This window comes from Paraburkholderia gardini (genome assembly GCF_907164575.1).
GTDB lineage: Bacteria > Pseudomonadota > Gammaproteobacteria > Burkholderiales > Burkholderiaceae > Paraburkholderia > Paraburkholderia gardini.
Genome location: NZ_CAJQYY010000035.1, coordinates 36553 through 60362 on the forward strand (window position 1 = coordinate 36553; position 23810 = coordinate 60362).

The 23810-nt window shown below is 60.9% G+C and carries 27 protein-coding genes; 16 read left to right on the forward strand and 11 right to left on the reverse strand.

Annotated elements, in window-relative coordinates:
* Positions 1 to 10 precede the first annotated feature (10 nt).
* A complete protein-coding gene (gene serC / locus LPA34_RS23895) occupies positions 11 to 1105 on the reverse strand; it encodes a 3-phosphoserine/phosphohydroxythreonine transaminase (RefSeq protein WP_228982992.1) in 1095 nt (364 codons plus the stop codon).
* 61 nt (positions 1106 to 1166) lie between these two features.
* Positions 1167 to 3521 carry a tetratricopeptide repeat protein gene (locus LPA34_RS23900; protein WP_228982995.1) on the reverse strand — a complete coding sequence of 785 codons (2355 nt, stop codon included), beginning with the start codon at positions 3519 to 3521 and terminating at the stop codon, positions 1167 to 1169.
* A 1147-nt stretch (positions 3522 to 4668) separates the two neighbouring features.
* Between LPA34_RS23900 and LPA34_RS23905 the strand changes: the two genes are divergently transcribed.
* Both LPA34_RS23905 and LPA34_RS23910 read left to right on the forward strand, forming a co-directional pair.
* The gene (locus tag LPA34_RS23905) at positions 4669 to 5169 is read left to right on the forward strand and encodes a hypothetical protein (protein ID WP_228982997.1); all 501 of its coding nucleotides are present in this window, start codon (positions 4669 to 4671) and stop codon (positions 5167 to 5169) included.
* A gap of 273 nt (positions 5170 to 5442) precedes the next feature.
* On the forward strand, positions 5443 to 5757 hold the full coding sequence (locus tag LPA34_RS23910) for a hypothetical protein (protein ID WP_228982999.1): 315 nt from the start codon (positions 5443 to 5445) through the stop codon (positions 5755 to 5757).
* A gap of 290 nt (positions 5758 to 6047) precedes the next feature.
* Here LPA34_RS23910 and LPA34_RS23915 read toward each other — a convergent pair whose 3' ends face one another.
* The 3 genes from LPA34_RS23915 to LPA34_RS23925 form a co-directional block, all read right to left on the reverse strand.
* A complete protein-coding gene (locus LPA34_RS23915) occupies positions 6048 to 6404 on the reverse strand; it encodes a hypothetical protein (RefSeq protein WP_228983002.1) in 357 nt (118 codons plus the stop codon).
* A 224-nt stretch (positions 6405 to 6628) separates the two neighbouring features.
* Positions 6629 to 7075: a hypothetical protein gene (locus LPA34_RS23920; RefSeq protein ID WP_228983004.1), complete on the reverse strand. Its 447-nt coding sequence runs from the start codon at positions 7073 to 7075 to the stop codon at positions 6629 to 6631.
* A gap of 30 nt (positions 7076 to 7105) precedes the next feature.
* Positions 7106 to 7531, reverse strand: coding sequence for a hypothetical protein (locus LPA34_RS23925; RefSeq protein WP_228983007.1), 426 nt, complete (start codon positions 7529 to 7531; stop codon positions 7106 to 7108).
* A gap of 125 nt (positions 7532 to 7656) precedes the next feature.
* On the opposite strand from LPA34_RS23925, the gene LPA34_RS23930 reads away from it, so the two are divergent.
* The 5 genes from LPA34_RS23930 to LPA34_RS23950 all read left to right on the forward strand — a co-directional run bounded on the left by LPA34_RS23930 (position 7657) and on the right by LPA34_RS23950 (position 9671).
* On the forward strand, positions 7657 to 8043 hold the full coding sequence (locus LPA34_RS23930) for a helix-turn-helix domain-containing protein (protein ID WP_411179029.1): 387 nt from the start codon (positions 7657 to 7659) through the stop codon (positions 8041 to 8043).
* 267 nt (positions 8044 to 8310) lie between these two features.
* A complete protein-coding gene (locus LPA34_RS23935) occupies positions 8311 to 8619 on the forward strand; it encodes a hypothetical protein (protein ID WP_228983011.1) in 309 nt (102 codons plus the stop codon).
* 191 nt (positions 8620 to 8810) lie between these two features.
* Complete coding sequence (locus tag LPA34_RS23940; RefSeq protein ID WP_228983018.1) at positions 8811 to 9002, forward strand: transposase; 192 nt, start codon at positions 8811 to 8813, stop codon at positions 9000 to 9002.
* The gene (locus LPA34_RS23945) at positions 8975 to 9382 is read left to right on the forward strand and encodes a relaxase/mobilization nuclease domain-containing protein (RefSeq protein ID WP_228983020.1); all 408 of its coding nucleotides are present in this window, start codon (positions 8975 to 8977) and stop codon (positions 9380 to 9382) included. Before LPA34_RS23940 ends, LPA34_RS23945 begins: the two co-directional genes overlap by 28 nt.
* 85 nt (positions 9383 to 9467) lie before the next feature.
* Positions 9468 to 9671, forward strand: coding sequence for a hypothetical protein (locus LPA34_RS23950; protein WP_228983024.1), 204 nt, complete (start codon positions 9468 to 9470; stop codon positions 9669 to 9671).
* Positions 9672 to 9862: 191 nt separating this feature from the next.
* On the opposite strand, the gene LPA34_RS23955 is transcribed toward LPA34_RS23950, so the two are convergent.
* From LPA34_RS23955 to LPA34_RS23965, 3 genes are read right to left on the reverse strand one after another with little or no spacing between them, the layout of a single operon-like run.
* The gene (locus LPA34_RS23955) at positions 9863 to 10534 is read right to left on the reverse strand and encodes a hypothetical protein (protein ID WP_228983028.1); all 672 of its coding nucleotides are present in this window, start codon (positions 10532 to 10534) and stop codon (positions 9863 to 9865) included.
* Positions 10531 to 11235, reverse strand: coding sequence for a cobalamin biosynthesis protein CobQ (locus LPA34_RS23960; RefSeq protein ID WP_228983030.1), 705 nt, complete (start codon positions 11233 to 11235; stop codon positions 10531 to 10533). Before LPA34_RS23960 ends, LPA34_RS23955 begins: the two co-directional genes overlap by 4 nt.
* 50 nt (positions 11236 to 11285) lie before the next feature.
* Positions 11286 to 11780, reverse strand: a complete 495-nt coding sequence (locus LPA34_RS23965; protein WP_228983034.1) for a helix-turn-helix domain-containing protein — start codon at positions 11778 to 11780, stop codon at positions 11286 to 11288.
* A gap of 362 nt (positions 11781 to 12142) precedes the next feature.
* Between LPA34_RS23965 and LPA34_RS23970 the strand changes: the two genes are divergently transcribed.
* From LPA34_RS23970 to LPA34_RS23985, 5 genes are all read left to right on the forward strand, one after another.
* On the forward strand, positions 12143 to 12490 hold the full coding sequence (locus LPA34_RS23970) for a plasmid mobilization protein (protein WP_228983038.1): 348 nt from the start codon (positions 12143 to 12145) through the stop codon (positions 12488 to 12490).
* Complete coding sequence (gene traI, locus LPA34_RS23975; RefSeq protein ID WP_228983042.1) at positions 12480 to 14294, forward strand: TraI/MobA(P) family conjugative relaxase; 1815 nt, start codon at positions 12480 to 12482, stop codon at positions 14292 to 14294. The genes LPA34_RS23970 and traI overlap by 11 nt, the downstream gene beginning before the upstream one ends.
* A 46-nt stretch (positions 14295 to 14340) precedes the next feature.
* Positions 14341 to 14871 carry a hypothetical protein gene (locus LPA34_RS23980; protein WP_228983046.1) on the forward strand — a complete coding sequence of 177 codons (531 nt, stop codon included), beginning with the start codon at positions 14341 to 14343 and terminating at the stop codon, positions 14869 to 14871.
* A gap of 91 nt (positions 14872 to 14962) precedes the next feature.
* Positions 14963 to 15220, forward strand: coding sequence for a helix-turn-helix transcriptional regulator (locus LPA34_RS27110; RefSeq protein WP_411179030.1), 258 nt, complete (start codon positions 14963 to 14965; stop codon positions 15218 to 15220).
* Entirely contained in the window at positions 15210 to 15350 is a 141-nt protein-coding gene (locus tag LPA34_RS23985; protein WP_228983049.1) for a hypothetical protein, read from the forward strand. The genes LPA34_RS27110 and LPA34_RS23985 overlap by 11 nt, the downstream gene beginning before the upstream one ends.
* Before the next feature lie 185 nt (positions 15351 to 15535).
* On the opposite strand, the gene LPA34_RS23990 is transcribed toward LPA34_RS23985, so the two are convergent.
* On the reverse strand, positions 15536 to 16342 hold the full coding sequence (locus LPA34_RS23990) for an IS5 family transposase (RefSeq protein ID WP_228983073.1): 807 nt from the start codon (positions 16340 to 16342) through the stop codon (positions 15536 to 15538).
* Between the two features lie 119 nt (positions 16343 to 16461).
* On the opposite strand from LPA34_RS23990, the gene LPA34_RS23995 reads away from it, so the two are divergent.
* A complete protein-coding gene (locus LPA34_RS23995; protein ID WP_228983050.1) occupies positions 16462 to 17511 on the forward strand; it encodes a Fic family protein in 1050 nt (349 codons plus the stop codon).
* 775 nt (positions 17512 to 18286) lie between these two features.
* On the opposite strand, the gene LPA34_RS24000 is transcribed toward LPA34_RS23995, so the two are convergent.
* Positions 18287 to 18628 (reverse strand): type II toxin-antitoxin system HicB family antitoxin, encoded by a 342-nt coding sequence (locus LPA34_RS24000; RefSeq protein ID WP_228983053.1) that lies wholly within the window; start codon positions 18626 to 18628, stop codon positions 18287 to 18289.
* On the reverse strand, positions 18625 to 18879 hold the full coding sequence (locus LPA34_RS24005; RefSeq protein WP_228983057.1) for a type II toxin-antitoxin system HicA family toxin: 255 nt from the start codon (positions 18877 to 18879) through the stop codon (positions 18625 to 18627). Before LPA34_RS24005 ends, LPA34_RS24000 begins: the two co-directional genes overlap by 4 nt.
* 415 nt (positions 18880 to 19294) lie before the next feature.
* Between LPA34_RS24005 and LPA34_RS24010 the strand changes: the two genes are divergently transcribed.
* The 3 genes from LPA34_RS24010 to LPA34_RS24020 all read left to right on the forward strand — a co-directional run bounded on the left by LPA34_RS24010 (position 19295) and on the right by LPA34_RS24020 (position 23759).
* Positions 19295 to 19819, forward strand: a complete 525-nt coding sequence (locus tag LPA34_RS24010) for a two-partner secretion domain-containing protein (RefSeq protein ID WP_228983064.1) — start codon at positions 19295 to 19297, stop codon at positions 19817 to 19819.
* Between the two features lie 170 nt (positions 19820 to 19989).
* Complete coding sequence (locus tag LPA34_RS24015; RefSeq protein ID WP_228983066.1) at positions 19990 to 21696, forward strand: ShlB/FhaC/HecB family hemolysin secretion/activation protein; 1707 nt, start codon at positions 19990 to 19992, stop codon at positions 21694 to 21696.
* A complete protein-coding gene (locus LPA34_RS24020; RefSeq protein ID WP_228983068.1) occupies positions 21693 to 23759 on the forward strand; it encodes a two-partner secretion domain-containing protein in 2067 nt (688 codons plus the stop codon). The genes LPA34_RS24015 and LPA34_RS24020 overlap by 4 nt, the downstream gene beginning before the upstream one ends.
* Positions 23760 to 23810 lie beyond the last annotated feature (51 nt).

The window sequence follows — 23810 nt, forward strand, 5'->3', positions numbered from 1 at the left end:
GAGCGTTACTTCAGACGCGCTCGTCGGAAAACGCCGTCAAGGCTTGAGCCAGCGTCTCCACGGCCTGAGGAGTGACGGCGTTGTATAGCGAGGCGCGCAGGCCGCCAAGCGACCGGTGCCCTTCCAGTCCCACCATGCCCCGCTCCCGCGCGGAGACAAGAAACGCATCGTCAAGACGCTTGTCGCCGAACGTGAAGGCGACGTTCATCTGCGAGCGCCATCGGCGGTCTGCGTGAACGGCGACGCAATCGTCGAGTGAATCCAGCGCCGCGTACAGGCAACGTGACTTTCTTTCGTTGATGTCCTGCATGGCCCCCAAACCACCGATATCGAAGCGCAGCCAGCGCGTAACCAGCGTCAGGACGTAGATCGCGAATACCGGGGGCGTGTTGTAGTTCGAGCGATGCGAAATATGGGTGCGAAAGTCGAGAATCGACGGCAGGCCGTCCGGGATGCGTTCGAGCAGCGAGCGGTCGATGATCGCGACTGTGACGCCGGCTGGACCGAGATTCTTCTGCGCATGCGCGTAGATCATCGAAAACATCTCGGGCCGGATTGGCTTCGACAGAAAATCCGACGACATGTCCGCGACGAGCGGCACGTCGAGCGTTTCTTCGCAGACAGGGAATTGCAGCCCTTCCACTGTTTCGTTCGATACGTAATGCAGGTAGGCGGACGAACGGGACACATCCAGCTTATGCAGATCGGGCAGTTGCCGGTAACCGCCGGGACGGCCGTCCCATGCGATCGTCGTTGGGCACACGCGCGCAGCTTCGGCCGCTGCTTTCGCGCTCCAGTAGCCGGCGTTCACGTATTCGGGCGGCGCGCTGGCGGCTGCGGCGAAGTTCATCGGGATCATCGCGAACTGCAGACTGCTGCCGCCCTGGAGAAAGGTCACCGCGTAGTCGTCGGAGATGCCGAGCAGGTGACGAAGATTCGATTCGGCTTCGTGCAGGATCGCGTTGAACCAGTCTGACCGGTGACTCATTCCGAGCACGGACAGGCCGGTCTTCGGGAGTGACGCGATTGCCTCCCGTGTTTGCGCGAGGACGGCTTCCGGCAACGCGCCAGGGCCGCCGGAAAAATTCAGTGAATTCGGTGTCATGTTTTGTCAGTCGGCATTCAGTGTGTGTCGTGTGTCGGGAGGTTTGCCAGGGCGCAGGCGTTCAGGCACACCACGATTGCCAGATTTGCCGGCAAACGGACTCGACGTGGCCGGCGAAGCGCGCGCCGTCCATCAGCGGCGATTGCTCCATGCGCGAACGTAGCGTTTGTCGCAAGCCAGCGAGACGCGGCAGGTTCGCGCCCAGTTCGACGGCAAGACGGACAAACGCGTCATCCGAATGCGTCGCCAGTTCGCTCAGGCCGAGATTGAAGAGCTGGCTCATGCCAGCGCGACCGACAGCGGTCTCTCCGACGCGCGTAATCACCGGCACGCCCATCCACAACGAGTCGAGACTTGTCGTGTGGCCGTTGTAGGGGAACGTGTCGAGCCCGATGTCGATCTCGTGATACGTGCGCAGGTATTCAGCGCGCGGGCGAAACGGGACGAAACGGACACGCTGAACGTCGATGCCCTGTCGTTCCATGCGTGCCGCAAGATTCTCGCGGGCCTTGCCGGCGGGTGCCATGAGCAGCAATTGCGCGTGTGGCACCTCGCGCAGCACCGCCGCCCACATCCCGAGCGTGCGGTCGGTCAGCTTGCAGGGGTTGTTCAGGCAGCCGAACGTCAGATGGCCGGCCGTCAGCGCGGGCAGCGCATTGACGACGGGTTGATCCGTCAACGGGTCGTAGCACCAGAACGAGTCCGGCAGGCGCAGCGAGCGTTCGCTGTAGAGATGGTCGTTGGAGGACGGGTCGAGGCGTGGATCAGTCAGGCGATAGTCGATCGCGTCCAGACCCGTCGTGCCGGGATACGCGAGCCATGCGACCTGCACCGGGGCGGGCTTGCGGGCGAACAGCAAAGGCCTGCCGTCGGCCATGTGCATCGCCAGATCGACGAGGATGTCGATGCCGTCCGCGCGGATCTGTTGCGCGAGGCGGTTGTCGTCGAGTCCGTGAACATCGCGCCATACGTCGGCGTAAGCGGCGATTCGTTGCGTCAGCGTGTCGGTCCGCTCGACGCTCGCATAGCAGTAGATCTCGAACTGATCGTGGTCGTGATGAGAAAGCAGCGGCACCGTGAACAGAGACTGGCAGTGGTCACGAAAGTCCGGCGAGACGTAACCGATACGCAGCCGACGGTGAGCGTTGCGATCGTTCGCATGCGGCTCACGCGTCGTGCGCAGCGGCGCTTCGTGACGGGCTGACCAGCGGCGGCATTCGTCAAACGCGGCCTCGCCGTTTTCCGCCTGAAACGTCAACGCGTAGGCAAGGTTGCTGTGCGCGACCACGTTGTCGGGATCGCTCTGCACCGCGCGGCGATAGTGGACGATGCCTTCGTCGAGCGCGCCGCTGTCTTTCAGGACATTGCCGAGGTTGTTGTGCGACACCGAATGATCTGGATCGATCGACAATGCGGCTCTGAAAAGCGTCTCTGCATCGGCCGTTCTGTGCAATGTGCGCATCAGGTTGCCCGCGTTGTTGCAGGCCGCCACGAAGGCAGGGCGCGCCCGCAGCGCCGCATCGAACGCATCGAGCGCGGACTCGAATTCGCCTAAGTCCCTGCACACGTTTCCGAGGTTGTTGTACGCATCCGCGTGATGTGGGTCTAGCGCGATCGCGGAACGGTATTGCGCCTGCGCTTCGCGACGCTTTCCAAGCGCGTGCAGCGCGTTGCCAAGGTTGTAGGCGGCTTCCGGAAATTGCGGGTCGAGTGCGAGCGTGCGCTTAAGCAGGGTTGCGGCTTCGTCGAACCGACGTTGTTCGAGCAGCGCCACACCCAGATTGAGCAGGCTTGCCGGAGAGTCCGGCATAAGCTGCACCGCTTTGTTCAGGAGTGCGATTGCGTCATCGATCTGGCGGCGCATCTGGAGTAGCGTGCCGAGGTTCGTCAGGGCGCTCACGTAGTCGGGCTGCACGGTGAGGGCATGCCGGTAGCTGGCCTCCGCCCGTGCGGTATCGCCGAGTTGCCGTTGACAGTTGCCCAGGTTGTTCAGCGCATCGACGTGGGCAGGATCGAGAGCGACCACCGATTCAAAGGCTGCTCTTGCCGCGTGCGTGTCGCCACTCAGTTGAAGCGTGCTGGCGAGCGCAAACCACAGATCCGTGGAGGCGGCGTCTGACGCAAGTAACGTGCGGTAAGTTGAGACCGCTTCGTTGAAACGCTGCAGCGTCGCCAGTACCTGCGCGCGGGCGAAATGGTAGCGGGCTTCCTGCGGGGCGTGGGACAGCGCGCGGTCGAGCCATGCGAGTGCGTCGTCGTACGCGCCGCGTTGCAGCGCGAGCACGCCAAGACGGAACATGACGTCGGCTTCGGCGGGGTGCTCGGCGAGGACAGTTTCATAGAGGTTGCGTGCGCCCGCGAGGTCGCCTGCAAGATGTCGCTCTTTTGCCAACGCCAGATGCTGATGGGTCAGCATGGATGTTTTGTCTCGTTCGGAAGGGAGTAGCGACGGGCATGTCCCTGTCCGCTTGAACGAGCAGCATATCGAGCGCCCCTTTCTGGACGTTTACCGTGGCGTTACCGTAAATTACTTTCAGTTGGCCGTCGGATTGCGGGGCGATGAGCGCGGGAGGCTGGGTTTGGGTGGTGGTTTTTTTGATGGTCGCTTATGCGCTACTGTGATGAAAATGCACGAGCAGGAAAGCACTGGGCAATGCAGCGGAGGATGCTTTTGTTGGGTCGCCGGAGATTTCTCTGTTGCCCGCGCTGATAGTGCGCCGCCTAGTGAGTCAAAGGAGGAGAGGATTGGCGTGGCGCCGGTTACTACGCTGATAACGCGCCAAGAGGCCAGTGAAAAGCCATTCATGGCTGGCAGTGAGAAGCCCCTCATTTGCTTGTCTGCGCGTTGGTGACGACAGTTGCAATTGGCTTCCTAGCTAACTATGTAGTCGGGCACAATCGTCATAATGACGCGAGTGTGGAAGCGGCCGCGCCGTCGAAGGAAGACAGTGGGGAACTGAAAACGAAAAAGCAAGAATGCGCTCACGTGGTGTTCGAGCGCGAATATCACCGGACCGAGCGTGCATCATACGACGCCGAGGTTCGGGACAAATGCGCTGATTTCGAAATAAACGGGAAAATGGTCGAATGATGCGTGCATCCCCGGCGCGGAGCGTTTGCTGCGGAAGGACCTTGAGGCCAGCTAACGCATATTGGAATAGAAAAAACAACGGGAATCAGGGAGAACTGGTCTTCAAAGTGCACGCAATTTGCAACCGGTTTCAATGAAATCGTCCCTTCCTCTCCCGTGTTCATCCGTGCCGGATGACTCCCCGATTGGTTTTGCTGGTCACATTGACTAGATGAAAGCTAATACCGCGCATCGTTTAGCACGGGACCACCGACGGAATCCATACAGTGTCATACGCAAGCGTTGCCATTGACGAGTCTTCGACTCCGCCGGGACTGGCGAGGGCGAGTTTAGGCGCACTGTTCATCCGCATGAAATTCGGCGAACAAGCTTTGTCCACCGGTACCGGCTTCGTCATGCAGTCGCCAGCCGGGCGCTTCGTTCTCGTCACCAACCGTCACAACGGTACAGGGCGGTGACAAGACAACGGCAAGTGCCTGAGCAGTACGGGTGGTATCCCGGCCAAATCCTAATTCATCACCATGCCAAATCAGGCTACGGTGCGTGGGTTGAACGGGAGGAGCAGTTATGCGCGGGCGATGAACCGCGTTGGATTGAACATCCGCCGCTCGGCCCTCTTGCCGATTTTGTAGCGTTGCCGCTGGATAATTTGGGAGGCACTACAACGTTTTCATGGAAGGAAGACGCTGGCGACGAAGAACACGCGGTCGGTCCTGCCGACGTTGTTAGCGTGGTCGGGTTTCCCTTTGGGTTGGCTTACGGTGGCTTTTATCCGGTCTGGGCGACGGGCTTCGTCGCAACGGAACCAAACGTGGACTGTAACGAACTGCCGACTTTTTTGATCGATAGCCGAACGAGGCAAGGTCAGTCGGGTTCGCCGGTTATTAAGCACAGTAACGGAGGAACAATCAAACTGAAAAGCGGCGCCAGTCGCATGGGCGGAGCGGCAACTACATTTTTAGGTATCTATTAAGGACGTATCAACTCCGAGTCCGACATTGGAATGGTCTGGAAGAAGAGCGCGATTATGGAGCTGCTGAATGCGCTTTTGCGGCTACGCCCTGGGTTTGCGAGAGAGCTGCGCGCGTACGTAACGCCACGGTCCTAACTGTTTGCGCCTTATGTCAGATTCACGCTCTTCCAAATTTCCTTTGCAGTCGTCGTTCGCGGGAAGCCGAGATTTCGCTTCATCCAGCAACGTTAACGCTCGCTCGTAGCTCTGGTGTGATACTGCGAGGTCGGCGAGTTGGACAAGTTCCTCAAAGGTAATACGTTTCCTCTCACGCTCGTCCGCGCTATCAACAGAGGGCAGTCCTTTGCCGACGAAGAGAATAAGCAGCAGAACAGCGTCCGCGCCGGCGAACGGGAGCAATTCTTGGCGCGCACGGAATCCGCGACAAAGGCTGCCGTGACCGAGACGAGGGCGAGAAGGGTAAGCACTACACCGTCCAAGATTTCGAACGGCGAAATGGTGCCGCCCAAATCAAACTTGGTGCTCTTCAACGTAGCAATGACCGGACGGCAACTGTCTGCTGTCGATCAGGGCTTGCAGGAGGGGTGACGATGACCGGGTTTGGCGCTTTTCTCGCGCACTCCCCTTCTCTCTGCGTCGCGAGGGCTATCGGAAAATTCCTGGCGCGGGCTGTGGCCCATGTCGGTCTGGGTGTCGCATTTGCGATGGCGGCGGTGAGCGCCGGGAGCCGTCAGTGATATCGGCTGCCCAAGTGCCGGCTTATGGGCGCGCAGCACTGGAGCATCTTTCGAACCAAGGTGATTGGAATGCTGCGGGACGGGTAGACCGTGCTACCGCGAGCCAGCTTCGTCCGCATGACGGCCACCGTTGGGCAGGCACTATCGGTCGCTGCGGAAATACAGCCAGATGAGACCGATGGAGGCGACGTAGATCGCGAAGGCCCAGCAGAACAGCATCGTGAACAACTTTGCTGTGCCATAGAGAATGGCGGGAAAGACAAGAACGGTATCGCCGACGATGTAACCGATCACGCTTTCGTAGACGAACCGTGAATACGGATAGAGAAGCGTATTCAGTGCAATGATCACCTGCAGGTGGAGTGGTAGCGAAAGCAACCCTTTGCCGTGTGTCGAGGCCAGGAGCAGAAACCCGGGAAAGAAGAGGCTGAAAAGGAACTGGCGGACGTAGTATCGCGGCGGCAGGCTGCCGAACGATCTCACAAGAACCGGATGCATGGCGCCTTCCTTGTCTCCGGTTCACTGGCAGCGCGCTTTCGGTTGTTAGCGGCGCGTCCGGTTTCTGTCGGAGTTCGTGCACGGGTTGCTGCGAAGGTGCATACCGCATGCGCCGGACGTTGCCCGCCAGGGAGATTCCGCCTTGGGTCACCGGGGCAAGATACTGCCAACTTCAGGAGGGTCGCCATTTATGATTCGGGAACCTTGGGTGACGGCTTGGATTTTCAGGTCGCCACCGAAACGCACATCAAGGGCTGCCGCTCGCTGCCCGCGTTCCCACCGGGTGGCTGAAGTCGCACGAGGAAATCGAAGTCTCGTTCCACGAGCCTTGCGAACTGTTCCTGCACGGCATCGAGCTTGAGGAGACACTGCACATGCCAGTTCAACCCGACCATGAGCCAGTCCGACAGACCGTTCCATTCGCTCAGGAGGATGGCGCCCGCGGTGCCGTTCTCTTCCGCGAATTTCTCGATCCGTCGCTCGATGATGCGGGCGTCATCCCGAAGCATCGTGCCGGAGATACGCAGCGATACGGCATGCGCGGTCTGGTCATGCGCGAGATACACCGTGGCGATGCCACCGAGGTGTTGCCTGATCCGTTCGATCTGCTCCGCTTCCAGGTCGTCATGCACAGGCAGCGAGCCCGAGAGAACGTACGTTCCCTTGTCCATAGCAGTCATCCTTGTACGCTAGAAGTCGTTTCAGTCGTCGGCGACCGGTTCCATTACTGTTTCGGTGCCCGTTGCGCCGAGATGCCCGAGAATGAAGGCGTGGCGGTCCAGCAGCGCGTTCAGCTGGAGGTGAAGATCGGCGAGTTCGTCGAGCAGTTCGATGTGGGATGCAGGTCCGAGCGCAACGAACGATGGCTCGCCGTAGCGTTGCCGGCTAAAGATTGCACCGGCCGCAGCCCATTTCTGGGAGAAGCGTGCGAGAGTCTCTTCGACCGATCGCTGTTCGTCCGGCGACAGGCCGCCACGCACACGTATCACGAACGAATGGGTCACGGCATCGGTTGCGAAGTAGACATCGGCTGGCCTGGCGAGGCTCTCTGCGAGTTGCTGCGCGTGAGCATGTCTGAAGCCGGATCGGACCTGCAGGGCACCGCGGATTTCGTAGTTGAATGACATGGCATCTCTCCTTTCGGGAAGAAGTAAACCTTCTGCCGAGGCACAAAACAGGTTCGTATCGCGCCGGGCGCGATACCATCACAAAAGTAGTCAACCGGATACGCTACCTATTTTAGTATTCAAAAGTGAATATATCAACAATAGTTTCACAAACGGATGCTTTTTCAGCTCGCCTGAAGCAGGAGCGGCGTCGGCTGGGCCTGAACCAGGCGGAATTGGCGAATGCTGGTGGCGTGCAGAAACATGCGCAGCTCAATTACGAAAAAGGCTTGAGGTTCCCGGATGCAAGCTATCTGGCCGGGATCGCGGTGGTCGGTGTCGATGTCCTGTATCTGCTGACCGGGCGTACGTCTGACCCTGCAACCCTCGCACTCGATGGCGATGAAGAACGGCTGCTTGCCGGGTATCGCGAACTCAAGCCCCGGGAGAAGAAGGGAGTGCTGGCGCTGGTAGCGGCAATCACTGGTGCGCCCGAGGGTGAGGCGGACGCCGCGGAGACGGAACCCGGGTAAGGGCGACGCTACTAGCATTGACGGTATCAACAGCGATGGCCCTGCCGATGGGTTGTTGATTTTCGGGCAGTGGAGGCTTAATTTTTTCATCACGAGCGACGCAGGCGCATCGCCAGCCCATGCGATCCGCATGTGTTGCGACGGATTTCGCCTGCACATGGACCGGGAAACGCGCCGGTGGCGCCTTGCCTCTGCTGTTGTGATCGGGCCGTTTGTCCTGCTCGTTTTGCTCACACTCGCATTCGGCTACCTCTCCTGGCTCGGCCCATGGTGGATTGCTTCATCGGCATGGTCGCCTGGATCGTGATCTTCTACGGACTGTCGGGGCAGATGCACGGGGAACGGATGCGCTCGGCGAAGCTGCTTCGGGCGGGGCGCATGAACGCGTGGGCCACCATGCTGGGTCGGCACACGCTTTCATTCCGACATGTCGTTGAGGTGCACGTGCAGATTGTGCTCAACATGCTGCCGGTCATCCTTGGGCGTCTGCGGACATGCCTGAAAATCTGGCTCGGCCTGGTCGATCCATGTTTCACCGTATTTCGTCTCGTTCCATCGGAGGCCGCGCGCGCCTGAGCGTTGCGCGGTTTTCCTCGCCTCTTGCTGCGCTCGCGGCGTGCTTCTCCTGATGTTTGCTCCTGAGTCAGCATCGGCGGCAAAAGCCGCCATCGTCTCCCAGGTGGGTCAGGTTTACTTCGTCGTATCGACATCGACGTTAAGAGTGTCCAAAGTGATGCCCGTCACATCGAGTAGTGGGGACCACTTTGATGACCGAGATCGACCGTGCTGGGAGCCGCAAGAGGCGGCCGAATTACGGGCCTGAACTCCGGCGTGACGTTGCGATGGCTGCGTGCGAGCCGGGCATCTCGGTGGCGAAGCTCGCGCAGTCGCACGGTCTGAATCCGAACATGGTGTTCATCGCAGCGCGCGTGTGCGCGATCCGGTATTCCACTTCGTGATCTCGTGGCGCGACGGCGAACAGCCAGACAGCAACCGGGCATTCGAGGCGGGCCGCGCGGCACTCGACGCGCTCGGGATGTCTCCGGAGGGACACCAGCACGTCTTCGCGCTCCACCGCGACACGGGCAACGTGCACCTGCACGTCGCCGTGAATCGAGTCAGCCCGGAAACGGGACGTGCGGTGTATCAGGGTCTGAGCTACTTGAAGCTGGACCGCTGCATGCGCGAGCTGGAGCTACGCCAGGGCTGGCAGCATGAGCGTGGGCCGTATGTCGTCGTTGAGCGCGACGGCCAGCCTGTTATTGAGCGTGACCGCTCGTACCGGAAAAAGCGCGAATCGCGTCCGGCGCGGGCTCGCGACATGGAGGCTGAAGCGTGAGCGGTCGCGTTTGGGCCTGAATTAGACGCAGTTTGCAGCCTTGGGCGCCGTGAAGCAGCATGCGCAGTTTCAGTACGAGAAGGGCATGAGGCGACCGAACTCCGATTACCTGAGCGCGATCGCGACGGCGGGTGTGGACGTCTATTTCCTCCTCACCGGAGAAAAGGCATCCCGTCTTGAGAACGGGGATGAGCAACGGCTCGTCGCGGGGTTTCGGGAGCTCGACGTACGCAAGCGCGAGGCGCTTCTGGCGCTCATTGAGGTGTTTGCCGAACCGCCGCGAGAATAGATGCGCGGCCGTGCCGGCCAACCTGCCTGCTGTCGCCCGGCAAGCCATGGGCCGCCAGACTGGGATTGACATCCGGCCGGGTGCAACTCGCCGCGTCCCTGGCAACGATCAGGCGACCATCACCATGCCGGAGGACGGGCAGGGCGCTGTGAGCCGCTGCATATTCCCGACGCGTGAACATCGGCGGCTGGCTAGCGACCGCTCCAGGAAGCCACCAGCCCGAAGGTCACGACCGCGTAGACCACGATGGTCCCCATCGCCAGAAATACCGTGCGGCGCACGCCGCGACGTGTCGACGCGGCAGCCTTTGTGGCTGCGTCGTCCACCTTCGCCACGGCCGCATCGACGGACGCCACGAACCGCTGTCGAGCCTGTTCCAGCGCTGCGGTGTACTCGGTCGCGCTGCGAGCAAGCAGTCCGTCTTTTCCGGTCAGTTGCCGTGTCACATCCTGCACGATGCCGTTCGTGCCTTGTTCGATGAGCTTGCCGATCTGATCGGCCGCGAGTTCGGCCAGCAATGTCCGATACTCGACGGCGGATGCGCGTTCGATGTCCAGCATCGCGTCCCGCAGTCCCTGGACAGCCCTGGACTGTGCTTCGATGACGGTATAAGCCTGATTGCTGACCACGCGTGCGCTGTTACCGATCCTGCGCAAGGCGAGATCGGCCGCTTTCTCCATTTCATCGGCCGCATCTTCGACCTGAGCCTTCAGTTCATCCAGTGTTACCTGCGTGATTGCAAACGGCACCCAGGATGGATCATCGAAGGTCAGCCCGTAGGCCATCGCCATTTCACGAATGCGTTCCCGATCCTCGCTGTCGAGCCGCGAAAGCAGCATGTCGAACGCTTCGCTACCCATCATTGCCTCCTTGTCAGCCCCAGATACCCGGTCACCTCATCCGGCTCCGCATCGACTGCCTGCATCCAGCGGTGCAGGCGCGAGCGCTGAAGTGTCGTGAGCCGGGTATCCTCGCGTGCATCCGAAACCGTCAGCAGAAGCTCGTCAATGGCGACAAGCAGCCCTGCCTGGAGCCTGGGGAAGGCGATCTCGACGCCGCCGTAATCTGGCCGCATCGTGTAGCCCGAGCTGGGCGGACTGTTCGCATGGCCATACCACATGAAGAAATCTTCATGGTCGCCAAACCACTGGTTGAGCGTCACCACGTAATCGGCCTGTTTCCCGGCCAGTTCGATCATCTCGCGCACCGTGCGGGTACTGGCGCTGAATGGCGACAGCACGTTGACGAACGTGGGCCGGTAACCACTTCGCGTCAGTTCCGCGAAGAATCCGGTATCACCGTCGAACTGTTTCAGTTGCGTGAGTGGCGCCGCCGGCATGTCGGCGAGGATCACCGGGCGGCCGAGATCGACGGTCGCGAGCAGCTGGTCGCGCTCCTGTTCCGGACCGGTGAAGTGAATCGGCGCAACGCCGTTCTCAATCTGGCCGGGAACCGGCTCTCCCTTCGCGTAGAACTGGTACAGGTTGCCGATTTCCCCGTCGCCGTCGATCATCAGCGCATCGCGCTGCTCGCACCGGATACGATCGGCCAGCGCTCTCGCCATGAGACTTTTACCTGTTCCGCCCTGGTCACCGCAGACCATCACGAATCGCTTCATCGCTGTCCTCGCTTCGTTGCGCCCTGGGTCAGGGTTGAACCCAGCGGCGCGATTATCCGGGCGCGTGGTATGTCCGCCTTTACTCCCGTCGTGGCAACGGGTTTATCTGGTGACGGCGTGATGCGTGCTCCCGCTTCGTTCGTTGCCTGCATGCTGTTCGGGGCAGGCGTGCTACTGGCCGCACTGCGTTTGCGTGGCCGCTTCGCGCGAGGACGCCCGGTATCCGGGTTGGTGTCGATCAGTGCCTGCCGTAACGCCGTCTGGATCGTGCTGGGCGACACGTCGATGCCGGCCGATTCCTTGAAGAACGTCGCGAGATCGCGGATACGCCAGCCCGATTCCAGCGCTGCGCGCAGTGCGTCGACGCGTCGGGTGATTCCCCGTGACAGCGTTGATGCCGTGCCGGGCGGCGTACGTTCACGCAACCCTTCCAGTGCTGCGTCTAGCGTTGCCCACTGATCGGGCGAAGGCCGTTGCCGTTTCGTAGCCATCGTGTGGTCCTGTCGAGGTAGCTTCCATTTGGGTATGGCTCATACGGTACACAGGGAACTGACCCGCGGGTGTAACAGGTCCGGGCGCTTACCGTTACGGATGCGCACAGGTTGATGCGGGGTTGTTCGCCGTTGTCCAGACCTGGAATCTCCGCTTTCAAAATTTCTGCTTACGCACGCTGGTTTGCGATGCACACTGGCCGTGGTCGGGGTTACGTTGCCGTCTGCCCTGCCGGTGGCCGGGCGATCGCGTGTGCGAACGCACTGCGCCAGTACAGGTGACGGCTGTAAGGCGTTCGTGCCGATGCGTTTCACGACACCGCGCGCCACGGACGCGTATCAGCTCCAGAGGAGACACCCACATGGCCAGCAACACGGAGAAAAGGCAGCACACCATCGTCGTCGGCGTGCGCATGACGGACGAGGAGCACGCCACCATCATGCAGAAGGCCGGCGACTGCGGCCTGACGCTCTCGGCGTACTTCCGCGCCTGCGCGCTCGGCCGGAAGACGCGCAGTGTCACCACCAGCCGCGTGCTTGATGCGCTGACGATACTGGGCAACGAGCAGCGCAGAACCAGTGGGCTGATCAAGCATCTGCGTGGAGAGGATTTCCGCTCGGCCAGTGAGCGTGCCGCGCTGATGGGACAGATTGAAGCCGCCCAGCGTGCCGTGATTGAGGCGATCCGGCGGGTCGACAATGCTGGCTAAGGTGTTCAAAAAGTGCGGCGACGGACGAAGCAGTTTCCGCTCTCTGATCGACTACGTGACGCGGACCGATGACGTGCACGCGCCCGAGACCGAGACATTCACAAATTGCCTGTCGCTGGACACCGCGCATGCGGAGATGCGCGCGGTGGCGACTCGTAGCGCGCGCGTGCACGACCCGGTATTTCACTTCGTGGTCTCGTGGCGCGACGGCGAGCAGCCCGACCAGGCCCAGGTGTTCGAGGCCGGCCGCGCGGCGCTCGATGCGCTCGGCATGATCCCTGACGAACACCAGCACGTATTTGCCATTCACCGCGACACGGACAATGTGCATCTTCACGTCATCGTGAACCGCGTGAACCTGGAGACGGGGCGCGCGGTGCATCCGGGTCTGAGCTACCTGAAACTGGATCGCTGCATGCGCGAGCTGGAGTTACGCCAGGGCTGGCAGCATGATCCCGGGCCGTATGCCGTCATCGAACGTGACGGCCAGCCCGTCATCGAGCGCGATCGCGAGCGGAAGGAACGGCAATCGCGGCCGGCGCGGGCGCGCGACATGGAAGCGTTTCGCGGCATGGAAAGCCTGGCCACGTACGCCAGCGGGGACCCGAAACACGACGTGCTGGCTGCGCTGGTACAGGCTGATGCGACGTGGCAGGATGTCCATGAAGCGCTGGCCAGACACGGACTGGAATTGCGCATCAAGGGACAGGGACTGGCGATCTACGCGAAAGACAGGGAGGATCTGACACCCGTGAAGGCCAGCAGTGTGCATGAACAGCTGGGCAAGGGCAGGCTGGAAAAGTGTCTTGGTCCGTGGGAGGAGCCGATCCGCGTGATCCGGGTATCGGGTGCCGAACGTCGCTATCTGGAACGGGAGATTGACGAGGCGCGCACAGCCCGCCGTGAGGTGCGTGCCCGGATGCGGGCCGAACTACGCGCACGATATGACGGCGACCATGCCAGTCAGCGTCGCGAATACGACGCAGCGCGGCGGCAAATGCAAACCCGGCACCAGAGCGAATATCGCGCATTACTGGAACGGCACCGGCACGTGCGCGAGCGCATCCGCAGCAGCGGTCTGCCGGCAGTTGAGCGCAAGGCCGCGTATTCGGTGTCGGCCTTCGAGCGGGCGCGGGAACTGGAAGCCCAGCGCGAGCAGCAGGCAATGGAGCGTGAGGCCTTGAGGCGGCCTCAGACGTACCGCGAATGGGTCGAAATGATGGCGCAGCAGGGGGGCGAGGCAGCTATCGTTCAGCTTCGGGGCTGGGCTTATACGGAGCGGCGCAGACGCAAGCCGCCCCAGGAGCCGGAGCGCCGCAACCGGATCACCGGCGTGTTCGGGGATGACACGGATCCTCTGCCGCCGAAGCGCGCACATGTCATGGAGAACTGGACCTGGCGCGTCAATATGGCGACCGGCAACGTCGACTATCTGCGCCAGGGCGAGCGACAGTTTACCGACGAGGGCTGGGGTATTGTGTTCGATTCAGATGATGCGCAGTGGGACACCATGCTCACGGGCCTGCTGCTCGCGCGCCAGAAGTTCGGGCCACACATCGACGTGAGTGGCAGTGAGGATTTCCGCGAGCGGACCGCCGTGCTGGTCGTTGCATACCGCCTCGACATCACGTTCGGTGACGATGCACTGGAGGCAAGACGGCAGCAACTGATTCAGATGCGGCAGCAGCGGGAGCGGGCGCGTGAGGCGCAGAAAGCTCGTTCGGCCACGCAGCCGCAGCGAACGGCCAGTCGATCGCCGGAGCCCAAACCGGGGCTATCGCCTGATGGGCCAGAGCGGTGGTGACGCGTGGTCTTGATTTTTCGCATAAAGAGGCATAGGTTTTTCTACTATGAGCACGACTCCTTTCTCCATCGAACTGCACGTGCGCCATCAAAGCGGCGACGCAGTCGCACTGCCGGCCCATGTCATCCGCATGTGCTGTGAGGGATTTCGCTTGCAGATGGACAGGGTCAGCCATCAGAGTCGGCTGGCGCCCGTCGCGGTATTAGGATCGTTCGTGGCGCTCGCGATGTTCACATTGCTGTTCAGCCTGGAAGTCCAGACGATCCCCATGCTGGAATGCTTCATTGGCATGGTCGCGTGGATCGTGATCTTCTACGGACTGTCCTGGAAGATGCAGTGGAAGCGGAGCAGGTCGGCGAGCCTGCTTCAGGCCGGGCGCATGAACGCATGGCTCGCGATGCTCAGCCTGTTCGTGCTGTCGGTATGGCACGTCGTTGAGCAGCAGATCCGGGCGGTGGTCATCATGCTCGCGGCTATCCTGGGCCGTCTGCGGGCCTGCCTGCGCATCCGGCTGGGCTTGATCGATTTCAACCTCACCGCATTCCGCCGTGTTCCACCGGAGGCCACGCACGCCTGAGCGTTGTGCGGTTTTCCCGCCTCTTGCCGCGCTCGCGGCGTGTTCCTCCTGTCGACCCTGAAGAGGCTGCCCGTTTCCTGGAGGCAGTCCAATGGCCCGGAAAACTTCTGTCCCGTGGCCGGCCGCGCCGCTCGCGCCCGGCTACTTGCTGCGCTTCGCTGATCTTCGCCCCCACGTCCGCCTGTCCCGGCAAACCATCCTGACACTGGAGCAGGCCGGGCGTTTCCCGCACGCCGTACGGTTTGGCCCACGCTGCACCCTCTGGCGTTCGGCAGATGTGCTCGAGTGGCTGAACGACCCGGAACACTACCGCGCGTCGCCGCGACTGGAGAGCCGTCATGGACGATGACCGTGTCCTCACGCTGCGGCAGGTTGCGTACTGGCGTGAGAAGTTGGCTGGCCGGTCCGTTCGTCCTTTAACAGCCGATGCGATCGTCGATGTGCTGCCTGCGCATCAGTCCGTGAAGGGGAAACCATAACCAGAGCTTCCTCACGAATCGCTCCATCTCCCGGGCCAGCAAGAGATCTGCGCTCTCAAGGATCGGTATGGACTGGCACTGACCCAAAATGCCTACCCCTTTTCGTTTCCGGGAGTATCCAGAACAGCGTCTAGCCGGAAGTAGTGCGCACGAGCCGTTTCATAAGATGACGTGCCTAGAGGGTGTTAGGAACTTTGGATAATCGGCGCAGCATGAACGAGCATCAACATAGCGAAGACGACGAAGTGCAGACCTGCCAAGGTTTCGGGCAGGCGCTCGTAGTCGCGAGCCAGTCGCCGGAACCGGTTGAGCCAACCGAAACTGCGCTCGACTACCCAGCGACGCGGCAGCAGCACGAAGCCCTTTTTCGCCTCGGGCAGCTTGATGACCTGCAGTTCGATGCCTTCGTCACGCGCGGCCTGCGCCGCATCCTCGCCTGTATAGCCTTGGTCAGCGAATGCCAGCTTCACTGTCTGGCCCGTTACCTGCTGAACCTGACGGGCAAGCTCGGCCACCTGCGCGCGCTCCTGCTCGTTGGCCGGCGTAATGTGCACAGCCAGCAGATTGCCCAGCGTATCGACGGCCATGTGAACCTTGCTGCCACGCTTGCGCTTATAACCGTCGTAACCCGCACGCGGGCCGCTTTCGCACGTGGACTGCAACGTGCGTCCATCCAGGATAACCGCGCTCGGTTGCCCCTGACGCTCTTGAGCCACACGCAGCACCGAACGCAAGTCGTTGACCATCGCCTCGAAACAACCCGCGTTCAGCCACCGTTGTGTTTGCTGATAGACCAGTTCCCACGGCGGAAAGTTGGTCGGCAGCATACGCCACGAGGCACCGGCTCGCGCCGTCCAGCGCAGCGCGTTGAACATTTCGCGAAGTTCATATCGGCGTTGCGGTGCGTCTTCGTTCATCAAGGTCAGGTACGCAACGGCGAAGCTCCATTCTTCGTCCGTCACGTCCGTCGGGTATGGCTTGCGTGGTGTCATCACACCAGGATACCAGGTCCGACTGAAAGTGCCTAACACCCTCTAGCATCCATTCCCACATCCATTTACCCCCATTTTCATAGTCCATAAATGGGTGTAAATGGGTGTATGATTGGTTTATGCTCAACGCTAACACTCTTCAGATTACGCCAGAGGTCTTGGGGCTGATTGCCCGGATCGACGAATTCAAAGGCGCATGGCGTGCCTTGAGCACACTTGCACCGGATCGGTTGTCGTCCTTGCGACGGGTGGCGACCATCGAGAGCATCGGCTCGTCAACCCGCATCGAGGGCAGCAAGCTATCTGACCGGGAAGTCGAACGATTGCTTTCGAATCTGGCCATCCAGAAGTTCGAAACGAGAGACGAGCAGGAAGTGGCGGGGTATGCCGAGCTCATGGATTTGATGTTCAGTTCATGGCAGGACATCCCATTCAATCAGAATCACATTAAGCAACTGCATCAGATCCTTCTCCGGCACAGCCTGAAAGACGAGCGGCACCGAGGCCACTACAAGACGAGCTCTAACAACGTCTCTGCTTTCGACGAAAACGGCAGGCAAATCGGCGTCGTCTTTGAAACGGCCACGCCCTTCGACACGCCGCGCCTGATGATCGAACTGGTGTCGTGGGTCAATGACGAGCGCGAAAAATCGCGCTTGCACCCGCTGCTGATCGTTGCCATTTTTGTCGTCGTGTTTCTGGAAATCCATCCCTTCCAGGATGGAAACGGGCGACTCAGTCGCGTGCTGACGACTTTGCTGCTGCTTCAGGCCGGATATGCCTACGTGCCATATAGCTCGCTGGAAAGCGTGATTGAGGCGAACAAGGAAGGCTACTATCTGGCCTTGCGCCAGACACAGGGGACAATCCGCAGCGATGAGCCGAACTGGCAGCCGTGGCTGATGTTTTACCTTCGCTCGCTTGCCGAACAGGTTCGACGGCTTGAGAAGAAAATTGAGCGCGAGAAAATCGTGCTGGCGGTTCTGCCTGTGCTGTCCTTGCAAATCGTCGAGTTCGCTCGCGAGCATGGACGAATCACGATGGCCGAGGCTATCAAGCTCACCGGTAGCAGTCGCAATACCTTGAAGCAGCACTTCCGTGATCTGGTCGACAGAGGGCACCTGGAGCCCCACGGCAGTGGGCGCGGAGCGTGGTACGGGATGAAATAACGGTAAGTGGCTAGCGATTCGGGTTGAACCAGACATATTTGCGTCGATGTAGCCGTCGTAGGGCGCCACAAAAGGCGCACCTGCACCTCCCGGAGAATCAATCACTTGCAAATTCCCGCGCCACAGAGACCCGTCGACCGGTGTCTAATTCAGTGAGACTGGGCTACAAGCGAGCCAGAGTTAGTGCGACCGCAAATTAACTATGCAGTTAAAGCATCGTGTGCCCGTTTTTAATCAACCAGAGCCGCCGATTCGAGGGCGGCTCGACCTCCTGGCGCCCGCCCGCCGCAACCACGATACATGAAATCTCCCCACGTCTGGCCTCAGCTAACGCCGACATGGTCTTGTTGCGTTCTGGGAAGAACAATCGGTTGCCGCTTGGCCCCTGTGCCTTATAGCGCAGCACGGGCACTTGGCCGACCAGCAGGTATTCAGAGGCAATCCGGCGTTGCAGCTCGGTGTTCGCGGCAGCATGTGGATCGGAATGGATGCATACGCATCCAAGATGCCTACACGGAATTCAGAAAGCAAAAAGCCCAGTCGCGATGACCGGGCTAGGCGCTTGATATCTTTGGTGGGGTGTGACAGATTCGAACTGTCGACCTACGGATTAAGAGTCCCATACGCCATAAACAGACAGAAATAGAAATTCAGTCAAATCAAAGACTTGCGGTGGTAGCCTTCCATTGGTCGACTGAGCTTTCAGTCCTCTTTTGGGCGATTTCTGCCTTCTTTGGTCAAGGTAATTCGTGGCACAGAGAGCCAGGACAAGTCGTCACACAGGGGCCGTCACGCTGCGCTCGATGGCCTCTGCCACCCATACGTTCAGGCTCTTGCCTCGTGCTTCTGCCAGCATCGCGGCCCGGGCATGTAACTCGGGCGACAGGCGCAGACGGAACTGCCCCGAATAGGGATGGTTTGGCTCACGGTCCAGTTTTTTGCAGGTTTCCAGGTAGTCGTCAACGGCTTGTTCGAAAGCAGCGCGCAACTCGGCTACGCTTTCGCCATGAAAACCGACGACATCCCGGATACCCGCGATATGCCCGACGAAACAACCGTCTTCCTCGCTATATTCCACACGGGCTGCATAGCCGTTGTGCATCATGGTATTGCTCATGGATGGACTCCCAGATTTTCCAGAAACTGCCGCGCATCGCGTACCTGATAGGGTTTGGCTTCCTTGGCGGGATGCGGCCGGTGAAACGAGGCGATGATCCCATTCTTCTCGAATCGCACCCGCGACCCATTCCCCTCGATTACCTGGCACCCCACTGCCATTAGCAGCGCTTCAATGCGTCGCCACTCCAGCGACCTGGAAACGGGGTCGGTGAATACGGCGGCCAAGGTTTTTCGATGAGCAGCATTCATTGCAAAATATGGTACCAATAAATGGAACCACAATCAAGGCCTCTCTACCGAGAGAGACTCTGAATTTTCCTGGTGGCTTTCGATTCCCCAATCGGGGCCGCCTGACGTCTGCTTGGGTTTCAGAAGCAGGTTTGTTTTTTGAAGGCGAATCGTAATTAAAATCTTTCCAGACATTCCTAAAGAAACGTCTCGTGAGGGTCGTTAATCATCGTACGAAAGCTGCGGCCGAAAAAGTCGCGCGTATTGAGCGAATCCACCAGGAGAAACCGCAACGAACAGTTGCGTGCAAACAGGAATATCAGGCCGCGCACGGGGAAGCAGCGCAAGCCACGGAAGCCCGTGTCTGCATCGATTTCAAATCAGGCTGATCACCGCCGTACTGGTTGTCGTTCCTTGCAATACATATGCAATTGGCATGGCTGTTGATGGCGGCACCGCAACGTTGGTTTCAACCGCCGCGAATGGGCATCAAACCGTCAATATCGCGCCGACAGTTGCTGGTGTTTCGAACAACACCTATAGCAGTTTTAACGTAGGCGCCGCCGGTGCTTCACTCAATTTAGTCGACGTTAATATCGGGAAAATTGTCAATCAGGTCACGAGTGCGAATCCCAGCATTATTAGCGAACCTGTTGACGTAATCGGACCGCGCGCAAACGTGGCCGATCCGAACGGCATTGCGATAAACGACGGTTCATTCCTCGGTACCTGTCGCGTGGCGCCGACCGCCGGATGCGCCAGTTTCAAAGACACCTTGCCAGTCACCGGGATTCCCTGGCGGGACCTCGCGCCCCACATCCCTATCGGGACGACGATCACGGGTCATCGAGGATTCGCGAGCGCGCTGGTTGCGCTCGATCTGATTGCGAAGAACGGTTCTGCCGTGGACCGGGTTTGCGAGACGTCCAGCGCAGTGGCAGGAGCCTGGGCCTGCCCGTAGTTTGACGTTCAGAACAGCTGCGTCGATGCCGGCGCCATAACAAGATCGACGTAATGAAGAAGAACAAATCAGGCCGGATTGCACGGTTACCGAAAGCGGCATGCGAATTCGTGGGCAGAGGTTACGCGCGGGGGCGAACGTTAGTTCGGCTCGTGTCGTTATGTGCCGCATTGCTGGCAGCCTCGCACGTCGACATCACACACGCACAGGCCGCCGATCCGCTTGGCGAACAGGAGCAGCGTCACCGCGCACAGGAGCAGGCGATCGAACGCGAGCGTGCGATCAACGCGCCGAACGTTGCGCTTCAACCCGTCGAGCGCCCGGCCGAAGACGACGGCAAGGTTCCCGTCGAATCGCCGTGCTTCAAGGTCGACGAACTGACGCTGGAAGTGCCACCCGGTTTGAGCGATGCCGTGGAGTCGGCCGGTGCGCGCGCGTTGTTGCCCAATCCTCTGTTCCCTGGCGAATTGATGTTCGTCAACGACTATCTGCAGTGCTATCGAGGGCAGTGTGTCGGCAGGGAAGGGCTCAACCTGATCGTGCATCGGGTCATGGCGCGCATTATCGAGAAGGGCTATTCGACAACGCGCGTGGTCATCGCGCCGCAGGATCTGTCCACCGGCAAGCTGAAGCTCGAACTGATTCCGGGTGTCATCAGCGCGATCCGCTTTGCCGATCCGTCGATCTATGGCACGTGGCGCAATGCGTTTCCGACGAGAGCCGGCGATCTGCTGAATCTGCGCAATCTCGAGCAGGGTCTCGAGCAGATGAAACGCGTGCCGAATCAGGACGTCGACATGCAGATCGTGCCGGGAGCATCGACGGGCGAAAGCGACATTGTGATTGCGGTCAAACGGCAGAAACCGTGGTCGCTGGCCGTGAGCGCCGACGACAGCGGGCTCAGGTCGACCGGCCAGTTTCAAGGCAGCGCAAGCCTGACGCTCGACAATCCGCTTGGCCTGTCCGACCTCCTCAACATCAGCTACAACCACGACCTCGACGGCCATACGAGCCAATACGGCACGCATGGCAGCAGCGCGTATTACTCGATTCCCTGGGGCAACTGGACATTCACCGCCACGGCCAGCCGGTACGACTACCACCAGCAGATCGCAGGCGCGTTCACGACGCTTGTATCGAGCGGCAAGTCCAGCACCTTCGATGTCAAGACGGAATACCAGTTCTATCGCAATCAGGTGCAGAAGAACATGGTCGCATTCCGCGTCGGCAAGCGCTTCAGTGAAGCGTTCATCGATGGCTCGGAAATCGACGTTCAACACCGCGACAACAGTTACGCGGAACTTGGCTGGGAACACAAGCATTACTTCGGCGCGGCGCAACTCGACAGCACGCTCGCCTATCGGTGGGGCGTGCCGTGGTTCGGTGCGCAACCCGATCTGCCGAGTGGTGCACCCACGTCCTACTACCACATGGAAACGCTCGACGCGACGTTGAGCGTGCCATTCGCGATCGCGGGTTTTCCGCTGCGCTATACGGCCACGGTGCGTGCGCAGAACACGCCCGACGTGCTGTATCCGACCGAGTACTTCTCGATCGGCAGTCGCTACACGGTGCGCGGTTTCGACGGCGACACGATGCTGGCCGCCGAGAAGGGCGTGTTCGTGCGCAATGACCTGGAGATTCCCTTGCAGCGATTCGGCCAGGCGCTGTATTTGGGCATCGACGGCGGTGAGGTCTTCGGTCCCGAAGCGAACAACCTGCTCGGCCGCCGTCTCGTGGGGGCCGTCATCGGCCTGCGCGGCAGCGCATTCAGGCACGTCAGCTATGACGTTTTCATCGGCGGCCCGCTGTACCAGCCGGACCGTTTCCCGAACCACTGGCCAGTGGCGGGTTTCAGCGTGAGTTTCCTGCTATGAACAAGAGTATCTATCGTGTCATTTTCAATGCGGCTCGTGGTCTCTGGACGGCCGTGCAGGAAACGGCAACGGGGACTGGAAAGGGCCGCTCGGCCGGCATGCATCGTCGTACGCCTTTGATGCGCGTATGCGTGAGCTTCGTCGATATGCTGTCGATGCGGCATGTTGCGTTCGCGGCAATGTGTGCGCTCGGCATGCAGCCGCTGTGGGCCGACGCGCAGGTCGTCGTGGCGCCCACGTCCGGCAGCAGACCAGCCGTCGGCGTGACGGCGAACGGTCTGCCGATCGTTCAGATCGCCACGCCGAATGGAGCCGGCGTCTCGAACAACGCCTATACGAGTTACAACGTCGGCCAGTCAGGTTTGATCCTGAACAATTCGGCAACCAGCGTGCAGACCCAGCTCGGCGGGTACGTGACGGGTAATCCGAATCTCGCCGTGGGCAGCGCGCGCGTGATCGTGAACCAGGTCGTGGGCGGCAACGCGAGCCAGTTGCTGGGCTACACCGAGGTGGCGGGCCAGAAGGCCGAAGTGGTGATCGCCAACCCGGCGGGGATCTACTGTAACGGTTGCGGTTTTATCAACACGAGCCGTGGCATCCTGACGACCGGCACGCCGGTCTTCGGCGGCACGGGCAGTCTGGATGCGTTTCACGTGACGGGCGGCCAGATCCAGATCGGATCGGCGGGCCTGAACGGCAGCAATGTCGACCAGGTGGACCTGATCGCGCGCAGCGTGGCCGTCAACGGCAAGATCTGGGCGGGACAGTCGCTCAACGTCGTGACGGGCAACAACGACGTACGTCATGGCGATCTGAACGCGACATCGCTCGGCGCGGACGGCAACAGTCCGGGCGTCGCGATCGACGTCGCGCAGCTCGGTGGCATGTACGCCGGCAAGATCATGCTGGTGGGCACGGAGACCGGCGTCGGCGTCAATAGCGCGGGCACGATTGCGTCGCAAGCCGGCGACCTCCAGATCAGCAGCCGGGGCAAGGTGATCTTGTCTGGCTCGACAAGTGCGAACGGCAACGTCGCGATCTCCACAGCGGGCGACGTGGCGAACAGCGGGTCCGTCTATGCGACGCAGAGTACGACGCTGAACGGCCGGGGGCAGGTAACGAACAGCGGCACGATTGCCGCGCTCGGCAACACGGCCGTCACGGGGGCGAGCGTCAACTCGACCGGCTCGCTCGGTGCGGGCATCGACGCGAACGGCAACGTCACCGGAACCGGCAGCCTCGCGGTGACGGGTACCGGCAGCGTGAGCACCACGGGGCAACAGATGGCGGGGGGCGATCTCGCGCTCTCGGGTAGCAGTTTGAACATGGCCGGCGGGCAAACGCTCGCGAAGGGCAATGCGTCCCTGACGGCGACCGGCGCGGGTGGTGACGCCGGCAATATCGTCCACACCGGGGCGTCGATGCAGACGGGCGGCAGTCTGACGGCCAATGCTGCGGGAACCGTGACGAACGATCAGGGACAAATGAGCGCCGCGCAACTGGGCGTGACGGCAGGTGGCATTTCAAATCGCAGCGGCACGCTGTCGCAAACCGGCGCGGGCGACACGACGCTGGCCGCATCGGGCGCCTTCGACAATACCGGCGGCACGGTCACCACGAACGCGCAGAACACGACGATCCGCTCGGGCAATCTCACCAACACGAGCGGAACGATCAGCCAGGCGGGCACGGGAACACTGACCGTCCAGACCGGCGCGCTCGCGAACGATCACGGCCGCATCGGCACCAACGGTGTGGCGACGGTTGCGGCGAGCAGCCTGCGAAATGCATCCGGCTCGATCACATCGGCGCAGGCGCTCGACGTGGTGTCGAGCGGCGACATCGACAATACCGCAGGCCGGCTCGAAGCGGCCGGCGCGATGAATGTGTCGGGCGCGAACGTGCAGAACACGGCCGGACGCATCGTGTCGGATAACGGCGACGGCCTCACGCTCACGGCGAGCGGCCAGATCACAAACGCGGCGGGCACGACGGCGCAGGGCGCGACGGGTGGTGCGATTGGCGGTAACCCCCGGCGTCAGACTACTTGTCGTGTTATCTGATTCTTATAGACATGGTCCGGGGGCGGTAAAATCAGGGTGAATGAAAGCCTA